Below are 351 nucleotides of genomic sequence, written 5' to 3'. Positions count from 1 at the left end.
CACTAGTGTCCGGGGAAAATTGTTCATAGCTGAAGGCTTCCCATGGCGATCCTCAGCTTCGCCTGGTTACGTCGTCGCTCAGCCGCTTTGAGCATCGCCGCTGGCCGTTCGAACAGGCTATACGCAAGCTGAGTGGCAAACTCATAAATGCTGCCGGTGGCACATGAGTGCCGCCGGTAGGCATGCAGCAAGAGAAACGCAAGCAGGGCACTGTAGATCTGCAGGCGCACGGCATTTTCCGAACAGCCGAAATAGTGCTTGAGCTTCAGATGCTGCTTGATCCATTTGAAGAACAGCTCGATTTGCCAGCGCTGCTTGTAGAGTGCAGCGATCTGCTGGGCGCTTCGTTTG

General features: G+C 55.3%; 1 protein-coding gene. It reads right to left on the bottom strand.

Annotated features, from left to right (window positions below):
* Positions 1-23: 23 nt before the first annotated feature.
* The coding region (locus tag EA795_RS20865) for a transposase (RefSeq protein WP_043942850.1) at positions 24-351 on the bottom strand (328 nt) is incomplete at its 5' end.

It is taken from the genome of Stutzerimonas nitrititolerans (assembly GCF_003696285.1).
Taxonomy (GTDB): domain Bacteria; phylum Pseudomonadota; class Gammaproteobacteria; order Pseudomonadales; family Pseudomonadaceae; genus Stutzerimonas; species Stutzerimonas nitrititolerans.
The sequence above is the reverse complement of the archived record's forward strand: the minus strand, read 5'-3'. Positions and strand labels throughout refer to the sequence as shown.